The organism is Mycobacteriales bacterium, from assembly GCA_035690485.1.
In the GTDB taxonomy this organism is placed as follows: domain Bacteria; phylum Actinomycetota; class Actinomycetes; order JAFAQI01; family DASSKL01; genus DASSKL01.
On record DASSKL010000102.1, the window covers coordinates 1 to 12,605 of the forward strand.

Annotated in this window: 12 protein-coding genes; 5 read left to right on the forward strand and 7 right to left on the reverse strand. The window is 70.0% G+C overall.

Annotated elements, in window-relative coordinates; all coding sequences use genetic code 11:
- The 3 genes from VFJ21_15120 to VFJ21_15130 form a co-directional block, all read left to right on the forward strand.
- A partial coding sequence (locus tag VFJ21_15120; GenBank protein HET7408453.1) for a hypothetical protein occupies positions 1-1,279 on the forward strand: 1,279 nt, incomplete at its 5' end.
- A 92-nt stretch (positions 1,280-1,371) separates the two neighbouring features.
- Positions 1,372-2,082 carry a dienelactone hydrolase family protein gene (locus VFJ21_15125; GenBank protein ID HET7408454.1) on the forward strand — a complete coding sequence of 237 codons (711 nt, stop codon included), beginning with the start codon at positions 1,372-1,374 and terminating at the stop codon, positions 2,080-2,082.
- 150 nt (positions 2,083-2,232) lie between these two features.
- A complete protein-coding gene (locus VFJ21_15130; protein ID HET7408455.1) occupies positions 2,233-3,078 on the forward strand; it encodes a serine protease in 846 nt (281 codons plus the stop codon).
- An 80-nt stretch (positions 3,079-3,158) separates the two neighbouring features.
- Here the strand turns inward: VFJ21_15130 and prcA are convergent, their stop codons facing one another.
- The 7 genes from prcA to VFJ21_15165 all read right to left on the reverse strand — a co-directional run bounded on the left by prcA (position 3,159) and on the right by VFJ21_15165 (position 10,722).
- Positions 3,159-3,884 (reverse strand): proteasome subunit alpha, encoded by a 726-nt coding sequence (gene prcA, locus VFJ21_15135; protein HET7408456.1) that lies wholly within the window; start codon positions 3,882-3,884, stop codon positions 3,159-3,161.
- A 40-nt stretch (positions 3,885-3,924) separates the two neighbouring features.
- The gene (prcB, locus tag VFJ21_15140) at positions 3,925-4,788 is read right to left on the reverse strand and encodes a proteasome subunit beta (GenBank protein HET7408457.1); all 864 of its coding nucleotides are present in this window, start codon (positions 4,786-4,788) and stop codon (positions 3,925-3,927) included.
- A 65-nt stretch (positions 4,789-4,853) separates the two neighbouring features.
- Positions 4,854-5,069: a ubiquitin-like protein Pup gene (locus tag VFJ21_15145; GenBank protein ID HET7408458.1), complete on the reverse strand. Its 216-nt coding sequence runs from the start codon at positions 5,067-5,069 to the stop codon at positions 4,854-4,856.
- A gap of 150 nt (positions 5,070-5,219) precedes the next feature.
- Positions 5,220-6,743 (reverse strand): depupylase/deamidase Dop, encoded by a 1,524-nt coding sequence (gene dop / locus VFJ21_15150; GenBank protein ID HET7408459.1) that lies wholly within the window; start codon positions 6,741-6,743, stop codon positions 5,220-5,222.
- A gap of 22 nt (positions 6,744-6,765) precedes the next feature.
- A complete protein-coding gene (gene arc / locus VFJ21_15155; GenBank protein ID HET7408460.1) occupies positions 6,766-8,526 on the reverse strand; it encodes a proteasome ATPase in 1,761 nt (586 codons plus the stop codon).
- Between the two features lie 133 nt (positions 8,527-8,659).
- Entirely contained in the window at positions 8,660-9,568 is a 909-nt protein-coding gene (locus tag VFJ21_15160) for a tRNA (adenine-N1)-methyltransferase (GenBank protein ID HET7408461.1), read from the reverse strand.
- Positions 9,565-10,722 carry a site-2 protease family protein gene (locus VFJ21_15165; GenBank protein ID HET7408462.1) on the reverse strand — a complete coding sequence of 386 codons (1,158 nt, stop codon included), beginning with the start codon at positions 10,720-10,722 and terminating at the stop codon, positions 9,565-9,567. The genes VFJ21_15160 and VFJ21_15165 overlap by 4 nt, the downstream gene beginning before the upstream one ends.
- A gap of 114 nt (positions 10,723-10,836) precedes the next feature.
- Between VFJ21_15165 and VFJ21_15170 the strand changes: the two genes are divergently transcribed.
- Together VFJ21_15170 and VFJ21_15175 are read left to right on the forward strand one after the other, a co-directional pair.
- On the forward strand, positions 10,837-11,703 hold the full coding sequence (locus VFJ21_15170) for a RecB family exonuclease (GenBank protein ID HET7408463.1): 867 nt from the start codon (positions 10,837-10,839) through the stop codon (positions 11,701-11,703).
- Positions 11,704-11,884: 181 nt separating this feature from the next.
- Positions 11,885-12,604 (forward strand): ABC transporter ATP-binding protein, encoded by a 720-nt coding sequence (locus VFJ21_15175; protein HET7408464.1) that lies wholly within the window; start codon positions 11,885-11,887, stop codon positions 12,602-12,604.
- The last annotated feature ends 1 nt before the right edge of the window (position 12,605 follow it).

Genomic DNA, 12,605 nt, shown 5'->3' on the forward strand with positions numbered 1-12,605 from the left:
GAGCAACCCCAACTGCCCTTCGGGCGCGACGGGTACAGGTGCAGGCGGCACAGGTGTGGCCGGAAACAACAACGGCAACAACGGGGGCGGCGGGAACAACACGAACAACCCGCCCGGCAACAACGGCACGGTGAAGATTCACGACGTCGGCGCGAACGCCGCCACCGACCCCGATCCGCGCAATCAACCCCACGTCGGCTGCACGTTCGTGACCGACTACTTCGGCTTCGACGCGAACCAGCCGCTCAGCGCTGCCTTCGTCGCACAGCCGCCGTCCGGTCACGGCGAGGACCTCAACGCCCCGAACGGCAACGTCATCACCCTGGTGGGGTCGAGCGTGAATCCGGTCACCACGGACGCGGACGGCAACGGCAACTCGGGTAGCTTCCAGGATGCGACGCAGACCTGGAGTTTCGACGCCGACAAGGCGCAGACCCTGGGCCTGACGTACCAGCCGCAGCAGGGCTACCACGTCCAGTTGACCGTCACGACGGGCCAGCCCGGCCCGAACGGCGTCAAGCACAAGGTGTTCTGGGTGAACTGCAACCAGAGCAGCACACCGGGCGGGACGACATCAACGCCCAGCGGTGTCCAGGTCTGCAAGGCGACCATCTCTGGCCTCCCGGTGGGCGCTGCGGCGCCGAGTTTCCGCTTCAACGTCACGGGCGCCACACCGAACAGCGTGCGGGTAACCGCCGGAGGCCCATGCGTTCCGCTGACCCCGAACGCCAAGGCAACGACAGTGACGGTCACCGAAGTGCCGGCCAACGGTTACACGCTGCAGGCCATCTCGGTAAACCCGTCGACTGCCGGCTCGGGGGACGTCAAGACTGGGACCGCCACCGTTGACGTCACCAACCCGAGCGGCAGCGTTCCGACCGTCACGGTGACCTTCACCAATGCAGTCGCCACGGTCGGATCCGTCACTCCTCCCGGCGGGGGCGGTACACCTCCGGGTGGCGGTAACACGCCTGGAGGCACCACGACGCCGCCGGTCGTGACACCGCCGGTAGTCACTCCGCCGGTCGTCCACCCGCAGACGCCCCCTCCGTCGGGCACGCAGGTCAGCCCGGTGAAGGTCGTCACCAGCACGCCGAGCACTCAGGTGCTCGGGGAGAAGTTCACTCGCTCGGCGACTCCGCAGGTCGCGGCCACCCAGGCCACCACCCTGCCGTTCACCGGGGCGAGCCACACCGGTGCGCTCCTCACCTCCGGGCTGGGCGCGCTTCTCGGTGGCGGACTCCTCATGGTCGCCGGACGGAAGCGGCGTACGGCGTAGCAACGAACGCAGATCACCACTCCAGAACGGGCGTCGCGCCGCCAGCGCGACGCCCGTTCCGCGTCTCCGAGGCCGGTGGTTGTATGGCGCCCATGCAGACAGCCACCGTCAACGTTGCCACCACCCAGGGGCGGATGCCGCTCTACGACGTCCGTCCCGACGGCCAGGCCAAGGGCGCCATCGTCGTTATCCAGGAGGCGTTCGGCGTCAACGACCACATCGAGGACGTGACCCGCCGTTTTGGCGCGGAGGGCTACCGAGCGGTGGCGCCGCATCTCTACTACCGCACCGGCGACGGCGTGATCGCCTACGGCAACTTCCAGGAGGTCATGCCGCACGCGGGCGCGCTGACCTACAACGGGCTGCTCGACGACCTTGATGCGTCGCTCGGCTACCTCGAGGACGCCGGCTTCGTCGCCAAGCAGATCGGCGTCGTGGGCTTCTGCATGGGCGGCACCATCACGCTTTTCGCCGCTGCTCGGCTACCGATCGGTGCCGGCGTGAGCTTCTACGGCGGCGGCGTCGCCGAAGGGCGGTTCGGCATGCCGGCCGGTGTCGACCTGGCGCGGGACCTGCAGGCTCCGTGGCTCGGCCTCTACGGAGACCTCGACCAGTCGATCCCGGTCGAGGACGTCGAGCGGCTGCGGGAGGTCGCGGCCGGCGCGTCCGTACCGACCGAGGTCGTCCGCTACCCCGATGCCGGTCACGGCTTCCACTGCGACCAGCGGCCGGACTACCACGCGAGCGCGGCGCGCGACGCCTGGTCCCGGGCGCTGGCTTGGTTCGGCAAGCACCTCGGCTGAACGTCGGACCAAGTCCGCCCCAAGCCCCGCAGGGGTGACTAGAGTCACAAACCGGGCACATCCGTGCGTAACCCGTGGGGGTTGGCGCTCGTTGGGCTCCGTGACCGCACCTCGAAACCCCCGGGAGCAACGGTGAGAGCTTGGCGCAGTGTGACTGCGGTGGCGGGCGCGATGACGCTCGCCGCGTCGGCCTACGCGGCGGTGCCGGCCACGGCCGCGACGACGGTGCCGACGATCCACCCCGGCGTGCAGACGATGACCAACGGCGCGCAGTGCACCGCCAACTTCGTCTACACCGACGGAAGCACCACCTACCTCGGCCAGGCCGCCCACTGCTCCGGCACCGGCGGCAACACCGCGACCGACGGCTGCACGTCGGGCTCGCTCCCGCTCGGCACGAAGGTCGACGTCCTCGCCGACGACGGGACGACCGTGACCGGCACGATGGTCTACAACTCGTGGCTGGCCATGCAGAAGGTCGGCGCGAACGACGCGAACGACGCGAACGCCTGCGCCTACAACGACCTGGCGCTGATCGCGATCCCGAGTGCCGACGCGGCGAAGGTCAGCCCGACGGTTCCGTTCTTCGGTGGCCCCACCGGCCTGGCGACGACCGGCACCCAGCAGGGCGACATGGTCTACAGCTACGGCAACTCCGAGCTCCGCCTCGGCCTGACTCAGCTCTCGCCCAAGGAGGGCATCAGCCTGGGCGACTCGGCCGGCGGCTGGACGCACCAGGTCTACACGATGACGCCGGGCATCCCGGGTGACTCGGGCAGCGGGTTCCTGACCGCTGACGGCAAGGCGCTCGGCGTGCTCAGCACGGTCGAGGTCGCGCCGGTACCCGGCAGCAACAACGTTGGCGACCTCTCCCACGAGCTGACCTGGCTCAACGGTCACCTCGGCCAGCTGCAGGGCAGCAACGGGTCGCCGGTCCACCTCGTGACCAGCTCGACGCCGTTCACGCCAGGCATCCTGGGCGTGGGCGGGCTGTAGGCCGAGTCCTCGTTCGACACGAGAGCAGGGACCGTCCCGCCGGGGCGGTCCCTGCTCTTCGTCTGCGCCGATGCGCGGCTCTAGCCCTTTTCGCCGTTCGCCGGCGGTGCGGCCGCGCCGTCGGCCGACAGGAGCCGTTCGAGGGCGGGGCCGGTGATCCGCCGGAACTTGCGGCGTGGCCGGTTGCGGTCGAGAACGGCCACCTCGAGCTGCGACGAGGTCAAGCTCCGGGTGTCGTCAGCGGCATCGAGCGCCTCGACCGCCGCGCGTAGGGCGCCGGCGAGCGGCATGTCGTCGTGGTGCGTCTCCCGCAGCCGGGTCGAGATCGTGTCGGCCTGACCGCCCATGACGACGAAGCCCTGCTCGTCGGCGACGGAGCCGTCGTAGGTCAACCGGTACATCTGGTCGTCGGCGCGGCTCTCCCCCACCTCCGCCACGACGATCTCGACCTCGTAGGGCTTGTTGGTCTCGGTGAATATCGTGCCGAGGGTCTGGGCGTAGGCGTTGGCGAGGCTGCGCCCGGTCACGTCACGGCGGTCGTAGGAGTAGCCGCGCATGTCGGCCAGGCGCACCCCGGCGACGCGTAGGTTCTCGAACTCGTTGTACTTGCCGACCGCGGCGAAGCCGATGCGGTCGTAGATCTCGCTGACCTTGTGCAGCGCGCTCGACGGGTTCTCGGCGACGAAGAGGATGCCGTCCTCGTAGGCGAGGGCGAGGACGCTGCGGCCGCGCGCGATGCCCTTGCGGGCGTAGTCGGCCTTGTCCTTCATCGCCTGTTCGGGCGAGACGTAGAACGGCATCGTCACGGGCGGCGCTCCTCGCGGCGGTCGGAGGGGTGTGGGGGGCTCAGGTGGTGCGCAGCGGCGCGGGCACGCCGCCCGGGTTTGTCATCCGCTCGTCGACGACGGTGTGTACGACGGAGGCCACGTCGTCCTCGCCGAGACGGCGGAAACCTTCGTCGGTGACCGACGCGACGACCGGGAAGATGCGTCGGGTCAGGTCGGGACCGCCGGTGGCGGAGTCGTCGTCGGCGGCATCGTAGAGCGCGTTGACGCAGGCGAGCACCGCGTCGTCCTCGGTGAAGTCGTCGCGGAACGTCTTCTTCAGCGCGCCGCGGGCGAACAGGCTGCCCGAGCCGACCGAGTGGAACGAATGCTCCTCGTAACGGCCGCCGGTCACGTCGTAGGAGAAGATGCGCCCGGCCTTCGTCGGGTCGTCGACCTCGTGGTCGTAACCCGCGAAGAGCGGCACGACGGCGAGGCCCTGCATGGCCATCGGCAGGTTGCCGCGGACGAGCATCGACAGCCGGTTGGCCTTGCCGTCCATCGACAGCGTCGTGCCCTCGATCTTTTCGTAGTGCTCGAGCTCGACCTGGAACAGACGCACCAGCTCGACCGCCACACCCGCGGTGCCGGCGATGCCGACGCAGGAGAACTCGTCGGCCTGGAAGACCTTCTCGATGTCGCGCTGGGCGATGACGTTGCCCATCGTCGCCCGCCGGTCGCCGGCCATGACCACACCACCGCGGTGGGTCACGGCCACGATCGTGGTGCCGTGCGGGACCTCGAGCGGTGGGTGCCCGTCAGCCATGAGGCGCCGCCCAGGAAGGAGGTCGGGTGCGTGCGCGGAGAGGAACTCGGCGAAGGAGCTCACGCCCGGCGTGAGGAACGCGGTCGGGAGACGCCCGGCGCCACCGTGATCTAGCGACACCTGGGTCCTCCGAGATAGTTGACAGCGGCGAGCAGAAGATCGATGCGGAATCCAAGACTTCTATTTCATTCTCCGCCTTTCTGTACATAGCTCTTGACAAAGTCCTCCGCATTCTCCTCGAGCACGGAATCGATTTCGTCGAGCATGTCGTCGACATCTTCGCTGAGCTTTTCGTGCCTTTCCTGGACGTCGCTCGACGGTGCCGCCTCGACGGCGGCTTCGTCGGCCTCGTCCGAGCGCCGGGTCTGGCGCTGCTGTCCGCCGCTGTCGGTGGTAGCCATCGGTCCCTCCGCAGGTGTCGTCGGAAACATCCCGCATCGCCGACCCTATCCCCGACCCATGACGTTCCGAGGCACGCGCTGCTGTCCGCGCACCGCCGGTTGACACGGGAGAAGGCGAACGAAGACGCGGAAACGCGCGCCCCTCGGACGTCAGCGGCCGAGCGCGTCCACCAACTCGGCCGCGGTGTCGCAGCGGTCGAGCAGGTCGCCCACGTGCGCGCGGGTACCGCGCAAGGGCTCCAGGGTCGGCACCCGTTGGAGGGACTCCCGGCCGACGTCGAAGATGACCGAGTCCCAGGAGGCGGCCGCCACCGAGGCGGCGTACTTGTCGAGGCAGCGGCCACGGAAGTAGGCCCGGGTGTCCTCGGGCGGCTCGGTGACGGCGCGGCGTACGGCGTCCTCGTCGACGAGACGCTGCATCCGCCCCCGCGCGACGAGCCGGTTGTAGAGACCTTTGCCGGGGCGTACGTCGGAGTACTGCAGGTCGACGAGCGCGAGCTTGTGCGCCCCCCAGTCGAGACCCTCGCGGTCGCGGTAGCCCTGCAGCAGCGACAGCTTCGCCACCCAGTCGAGCTCACCGGCGAGCGACATCGGGTCGTCGACGAGGCGGTCGAGGGTCGCCTCCCAGCGGTGCAACACGTCGAGCGTCTGCTCGTCGGCGTCGACGCCGTAGCGGTCTTCGACGTACTTGCGAGCCTGCTCCAGGTACGCCATCTGCAGCTCGACGCCGGTCATCCGGCGGCCGTCGCGCAGGACCGCCTGGTGGGACAGCGTGTGGTCGTGCGAGATCGCCCGCAACGCGGCCACCGGTGTCTCCACGGTGAAGTCCATCGCGTTGTCGGAGAGCCACCGGTCCTCGATCATGGCGAGGACGAGCGCGGTGGTGCCGACCTTGAGATAGGTCGAGACCTCGCTCATGTTGGCGTCGCCGATGATCACGTGCAGCCGGCGGTACTTTTCCGGGTCGGCGTGCGGCTCGTCCCGGGTGTTGATGATCGGCCGCTTCAACGTCGTCTCCAGGCCGACCTCGACCTCGAAGAAGTCGGCCCGCTGGGAGATCTGGAAGCCCTGCCCCCGCCCATCGGCCCCGATCCCGATGCGCCCGGCGCCGCACACGACCTGCCGGGAGACGAAGAACGGCGTCAGGTGCCGGACGATGTCGGCAAACGGCGTCGCCCGGGCCATCAGGTAGTTCTCGTGGCAGCCGTACGACGCGCCCTTGTTGTCGGTGTTGTTCTTGTAGAGCTGGATGGGCGAGGCGCCGGGGATCTGGCCGGCCAGTTCGGCGGCCGCGAGCATGACCCGCTCCCCCGCCTTGTCCCAGAGCACGACGTCGAGCGGGTTGGTGCACTCCGGAGTGGAGTACTCGGGGTGCGCGTGGTCGACGTAGAAGCGCGCGCCGTTGGTCAGGATGACGTTGGCGAGGCCCAGCTCCTCGTCGGACAGCGGCTCGACACTCTCGCGCATGCTGCCCGCCATCTCGAACCCACGAGCGTCGCGCAGCGGGGACTCCTCCTCGAAGTCCCACCGCGGTCGGCGGTCGGCGGTGCGGGTGGTCGCGGCGAGGTAGGCGTTGACGATCTGGCTCGACGCCATCATGTGGTTCGCGCCGGCGACCGCGGGCACCGCGATGCCGTACTCGGTCTCCGTGCCCATGACCCGCCGGACCGTCATGGGTTCAGCGTAGGCGTCGCGCTCAGAGGTACTGGCCCGTGTTGGCCACGGTGTCGATGGAACGGCCGGTGTCGGTGCCCTTGCCGGAGACCAGCGTGCGGATGTAGACGATCCGCTCGCCCTTCTTGCCCGAGATCCGCGCCCAGTCGTCGGGGTTGGTGGTGTTGGGCAGGTCTTCGTTCTCCTTGAACTCGTCGATGCAGGCGGCGAGCAGGTGGGCGACCCGGATGCCCTTCTGATTCGTGTCGAGGTAGTCCTTGATCGCCATCTTCTTGGCCCGCGCCACGATGTTCTCGATCATGGCGCCGGAGTTGAAGTCCTTGAAGTAGAGGACTTCCTTGTCACCGTTGGCGTAGGTCACCTCGAGGAAGCGGTTGTCCTCGGTCTCGGTGTACATCCGCTCGACGACGGTCTGGATCATCGCCTGCACGCACGCGTCGGCGCTGCCGCCGTGCTCGGCGAGGTCGTCGGGGTGCAACGGCAGCGACTCGGTGAGGTACTTCGAGAAGATGTCGCGCGCGGCCTCCGCGTCGGGCCGGGCGATCTTGATCTTCACGTCGAGGCGCCCGGGGCGCAGGATCGCGGGGTCGATCATGTCCTCGCGGTTGGACGCGCCGATGACGATGACGTTCTCGAGCCCCTCGACGCCGTCGATCTCCGAGAGCAGCTGGGGCACGATCGTGTTCTCGACGTCGGAGGACACGCCGCTGCCGCGGGTGCGGAAGATCGAGTCCATCTCGTCGAAGAAGACGATGACCGGCGTGCCCTCGCTCGCCTTCTCGCGAGCCCGCTGGAACACCAGCCGGATGTGGCGCTCGGTCTCCCCGACGTACTTGTTGAGCAGCTCCGGGCCCTTGATGTTGAGGAAGAACGACCGCCCCTCCGGCTTGCCGGTGACCTTCGCCACCTGCTTGGCGAGCGAGTTGGCGACGGCCTTGGCGATCAGCGTCTTGCCGCAACCGGGTGGGCCGTAGAGCAGCACGCCCTTGGGCGGCTTGAGCTGGTGCTCGGAGAACAGGTCCTTGTGCAGGTAGGGCAGCTCGACCGCGTCGCGGATCTGCTCGATCTGGTCGCGCAGGCCACCGATCGACGCGTAGTCGATGTCGGGCACCTCTTCGAGGACGAGCTCCTCGACCTCGGACTTCGGGATCCGCTCGTAGGCGTAGCCGGAACGCGGCTCGACGAGCAGGGAGTCGCCGGCACGGATCGGCTGGTCGACGAGGGAGTCGGCCAGCATGACGACGCGCTCCTCGTCCGCATGGCCGATGACGAGTGCGCGGTCGCCGCCCTCGAGCAGCTCCTTGAGCAGCACGACGTCTCCCTGCCGCTCGAACTCACGGGCGAGCACCACGTTGAGCGCCTCGTTGAGCATGACCTCCTGGCCCTTGCGCAGCGAGGTCACCTCGATGTCGGGGCTGACGTTGACCCGCAGCTTGCGGCCGCCGGTGAAGACGTCGACGGTGCCGTCGTCCTGGGCGGCCAGGAACGTGCCGTAACCGCTCGGTGGCTGGGCGAGCCGGTCGACCTCCTCCTTGAGCGCGACGATCTGCTCGCGTGCTTCTTTCAGGGTGGAGACGAGACGCTCGTTCTGACCGACGACGCCGGAGAGGTTTGCCTGCGCGTCGGCGAGCCGGCTCTCGAGGGCCCGGACCTGGCGTGGGGACTCGGCGAGCTTGCGGCGCAGCAGCGCGACCTCCTCCTCGAGGAAGGCGAGCTGCGTCGAGAGGTCGTGGACCTCTTTCTCGTAGCGCGCCGCGCGCTCTTCAGCGTCGTCGCGAGGCATGGGCCCTCACCTCCTCCGGCGTACCGGCTAGGAAGTCACCCTACCGTCGGCGCCACGGACGTGGACGCCTGTTGCAAGGCTCGACACTGCTCCATGTCCCTCCGATACGGCGGGATCAACACGCAGGTTGTCGTCAACATCGATCCGACTCTGGAGTGCCCGTTGCCGGCTGTGCTCCCTTGGCGGGCCGGCGGCGGCGCGGCGGGGGCTCGACGCCCGGCGCCAGCCGGCGGGCGGTGACGAGGAACCCGGTGTGCCCGATCATGCGGTGCTCGGGGCGTACGGCGAGTCCTTCGACGTGCCAACCGCGCACGAGCGACTCCCAGGCCGTGGGCTCGGTGAACGCGCCGTGGCCACGCAGGGTCTCGACGGTGCGCGACAGCTGGGTGGTGGTGGCGACGTACGCCGTGACGACGCCGCCCGGCGCGAGCACGCCGGCCACGGCGTCGACGACCTCCCACGGCGCGAGCATGTCGAGCACGACCCGGTCGGCCGGCTCGGCGAGGGGCTCGGCCGCGAGGCTCTCGACCAGGTCGCCGACGGTCAGGGTCCACGCCGGGTGCGGTCCGGCGAAGAACCGCTCGACGTTGGCCCGGGCGACCTCCGCGAAGTCGGCGCGGCGCTCGTAGGACCAGACCCGCCCGGAGTCGCCGACGGCCCGCAGCAGCGCGCAGGACAGCGCGCCCGAGCCGGCCCCGGCCTCGACCACCCGCGCCCCTGGGAAGACGTCACCGAGGTGAACCACCTGGGCGGCGTCCTTGGGGTAGACCACCGCGGCTCCCCGCGGCATCCCGAGGGTGAAGTCGGCGAGCAGCGGCCGCAGCGCGAGGTACGCCGCGCTGCCCGAGGTCTTCACGACGACCCCTTCCGGTCCACCGATCAGGTCGTCGTGCGCGATCGACCCGCGATGGGTGTGGAACTCCTTGCCGGACTCGAGCACGAACGAGTGGTGCCGGCCCTTCGCGTCGGTGAGCTGCACGGTGTCACCGGCCGCGAACGGTCCGCGCCGGCCTCGTGCGCCGGCAGGCTCGTGCCGGCTCACCGGGCGGCGACCCCGCTGCGCAGGGCGGTGGCCAGATCCGCCTGCACGAGCACCCCCGCGACCTCGCCGCGGTCCCCGACGACGACGTACTCGCCGGCCGGGGCCTGCTTGATCGCGTCGACCAGCGCCTCGCCCTCGAGGTCGAGCGGCAGCCGCATGCCGGCATCGAGCGTGTGGGTCACCGAGGCGACCGGGACCCAGGGCCGCCGCTCGACGGGTACGGCGAGGACGGCGGCCTCCGACACGACCCCCTCGGGGGCGCCGTCGCGGTCGACGGTGATCAGCGCGCGCGCGCCGGCCTCACGGGCCCGCCGCAGGGCCTCTGCCAGCGGCAGGTCCGGGGCGACCTGCGTCGCCGGGCGCAGCAGCTCACGCACCCGGAGCAGGGGCAGCGTCGCGGTGACCTGGGTGTGCACCAGCGACTGCGTGGCGCCGGTCCAGATGAACAGCGCGAGCAGCCAGAGGTAGATGAGCGAGCCCGCGGCCTGCTGGCCGCCGGAGATCTGCCCCGCGGCGACCGGCGCGAGGGCCATGACGACCGCCAGGCCTCGGCCGAAGTTCGCGGCGGCGCGGGTCCCTCTGACCTTGTCGCCGGACAGCCGCCACAGCGCCGCTCGCAGGACCCGCCCACCGTCGAGCGGCAGGCCCGGCAGCAGGTTGAAGACGGCGACGATCGCGTTGGCGAAGGCGAACTCGTAGGCGATCGCCCAGCCGACGGTGTTCTTCTCCAGCGCGGGCACGACGGCGGCGCCGACCCCGGCCAGGAAGATTGACGTCAGCGGGCCCGCGACCGCGACGAGGTACTCCCGGCCGGCCGTCTGCGGCTCCCGGGTGATCTCGGAGACCCCTCCGAGCAGTTGCAACACGATCCGGCGCACCGGCAGGCCGAGCGCTTTGGCGACCACCGAGTGGCTGATCTCGTGGATCAGCACCGAGCCGTAGAGCAGCAAGGCGAAGACCAGCGCCACGGCGTACTGCCACGCCCCGAGTCCGCCGACCCGGTCGTTGACGATGGGCCCGAACTGCCAGGTGATGAATGCGGCGACGAGGAACCAGGACGGCGCGAAGTAGATGGGGATGCCGAAGATGCGGCCGGCCGACAGCCCGTTGACCAGCCAGCCGGGGGGCTGGCGGCGGGGCTGCTCCTGGCTCACCTCTCCGATGCTACGGCGCGGAAGCGATCATGGGCGCCGATGGAAATCGCGACACTTTTCCCCATCGAGCCCGCTCGGCCGGAAACTGTCGGCGAGCTGCCGTACGGTCCCGTTGTGACCGCGCTCGAGACCGATCCGCCAGGCGTCGTCGACGTCATCGGCTCACTGTCACCTTCACGGGCCGGCGACTTCATGACCTGCCCGTTGCTCTACCGCTTCCGGGTCATCGACCGGTTGCCCGAGCGGCCGAGTCGCGAGGCCACCCGCGGCACGATGGTCCACTCGGTGCTCGAGCGGTTGTTCGACCTGCCGGCGCCACTGCGCACACCCGCGGCGGCGGCCGACCTGCTGCGGCCGGCGTGGGAGGAGATGGTCGCGGCCGAGCCCGAGCTGGCCGAGATGTTCGACGGCGACGACGACCTCGGCCAGTGGCTCGTCTCGGCGCAGAGCCTGCTCGACGGCTACTTCACCCTCGAGGACCCGCGCCGCCTCGACCCGGCCGAGCGCGAGCAGCTGGTCGAGGTGGTGCTCGACTCCGGGCTGCGCCTGCGCGGGTTCGTCGACCGGCTCGACCGGGCGCCGACCGGCGAGGTGCGGGTCGTCGACTACAAGACCGGCAAGGCGCCCGGTGAGGCCTTCGAGGCCAAGGCGCTCTTCCAGATGAAGTTCTACGCGCTGGTGCTGTGGCGATCGACGGGTGAGATCCCCCGCCTGCTGCAGCTCATCTACCTGGGCGACCGCGAGGTGCTGCGCTACGCACCCGACGAGCGCGACCTGGTGGCCACCGAGCGCAAGGTCGAGGCGTTGTGGGCCGCGATCAGCAAGGCGATGGAGACCGGCGACTGGCGCGAGCGACCGAGCCGCCTCTGCGACTGGTGCGACCACAAGGCCTTCTGCCCCGCGTTCGGCGGCACGCCACCGCCACTGCCGCCGCCGTCTGCCACCCCGACGGACATCCCAGCCACCGCCGCGGAGGCGTGACGTTCGTCCCGTCGATTCGGCCCGAAATCCCACGTCGAGCCGGTCAGGTTGGCCTAGCCTGGGGCGCACTCACCCCCGCACTTCTGCATGGAGTTGACTCGTGCCTGCCACGGCCCAGCCGGCTCAGCCTGCCTCAGACGGCGCCGTCCGACCCGGCGGCGCCGCCGCCCGCGCCCGGGACCTGACCAAGGTCTACGGCGAGGGCCTCACCCGCGTCGTCGCCCTCGACGACGTGACCGTGGAGTTCGCCTCCGGCCAGCTCACCGCGATCATGGGGCCGTCCGGCTCCGGCAAGTCCACGCTGATGCACTGCCTGGCTGGGCTCGACACGCCGACCAGCGGGCAGGTCTTCGTCGGTGACGCGGAGCTGTCCGCGCTCGACGACAAGCGGCTCACCGAGCTGCGGCGCGACCGCATCGGGTTCGTCTTCCAGGCCTTCAACCTGGTACCAACGCTCACCGCGCTGGAGAACATCACGCTGCCGCTCGACCTCGCCGGTCGCAAGCCGGACCAGGCGTGGCTCGACCGGGTCGTCGACACCGTCGGTCTGCGCGACCGGCTCGACCACCGGCCGAGCGAGCTGTCCGGCGGCCAGCAGCAACGGGTCGCCTGTGCCCGGGCGCTGGCCAGCCGGCCCGACGTCGTCTTCGCCGACGAACCGACCGGCAACCTCGACTCGCGCTCCAGCGGCGAGGTGCTCGCGTTCCTTCGCGCGTCGGTCGACGAGATGGGCCAGACGATCATCATCGTGACGCACGACCCGGCCGCCGCGGCCTACGCCGACCGCGCGCTGTTCCTGGCCGACGGGCGGATCGTCGACGAGATGGCCGACCCGACGGCCGAGCGGGTGCTCGACCAGATGAAGAGCTTTGACGTTGCGGCTCCGCAGAAGCAAGGCTGAC

Coding starts and splice junctions, on each gene's coding strand:
- VFJ21_15125 (HET7408454.1), top strand. CDS start 1,372: ATGCAGACAGCCACCGTCAACGTTGCCACCACCCAGGGGCGGATGCCG.
- VFJ21_15145 (HET7408458.1), bottom strand. CDS start 5,069: ATGGCTACCACCGACAGCGGCGGACAGCAGCGCCAGACCCGGCGCTCG.
- dop (HET7408459.1), bottom strand. CDS start 6,743: ATGACGGTCCGGCGGGTCATGGGCACGGAGACCGAGTACGGCATCGCG.
- arc (HET7408460.1), bottom strand. CDS start 8,526: ATGCCTCGCGACGACGCTGAAGAGCGCGCGGCGCGCTACGAGAAAGAG.